Annotated in this window: 1 protein-coding gene; it reads left to right on the top strand. The window is 39.6% G+C overall.

Annotation, left to right across the window (positions count from 1 at the left end; all coding sequences use genetic code 11):
• Window positions 1-126: 126 nt before the first annotated feature.
• The gene (gene tnpA / locus GARC_RS12590) at window positions 127-531 is read left to right on the top strand and encodes an IS200/IS605 family transposase (RefSeq protein WP_007620589.1); all 405 of its coding nucleotides are present in this window, start codon (window positions 127-129) and stop codon (window positions 529-531) included.
• Window positions 532-561: the final 30 nt, after the last annotated feature.

Consider the following 561-nt stretch of genomic DNA (forward strand, 5'->3'; position numbering starts at 1 on the left):
TTTAACCGCGTAGCGTAAATCTCGGGGGCTTGCCCCCGTGCTGGATAGTGTAAACTGGGTCTTTTTCCAGTTTATGCTATTCATCATATGGAACTTCAGAGAAATACACATCACGTTTATCGGTTAATGTATCACTTTGTTTGGATACCCAAATATCGACACAAAGTGTTTGTAGAGCCTTATCGCGAAGCAATGAAGGCGATTATTCGTAAAATAGGGTATGACTATGATTTTGATATCCAGGAGTTGGAAATTCCAGAAGATCATATTCACATGGTTATCAAAGGCGAACCCAAAGTAGCTCCTAGTCATGTAATGCAAGTTATAAAAAGTATCTCAGCGAGAGAGTTTTTTAAGTTATATCCAGAGATTAAGAAACGATACTTCTGGGGTGGTAAGCTTTGGACACAGAGCTATTTCGTCGAAACGATCGGTAATGCCAATGAAGAGACAATTAGGAAATATGTTCAAAACCAACTAATCGAGCTGGATAGTAAAGAAAAGAACGCCAAGCAGTTGGGTCTGTTTTAAAACTCGGTCGCTTGCGGCCGATTTTTTTAT

Source organism: Paraglaciecola arctica BSs20135 (assembly GCF_000314995.1).
In the GTDB taxonomy this organism is placed as follows: Bacteria; Pseudomonadota; Gammaproteobacteria; order Enterobacterales; family Alteromonadaceae; genus Paraglaciecola; species Paraglaciecola arctica.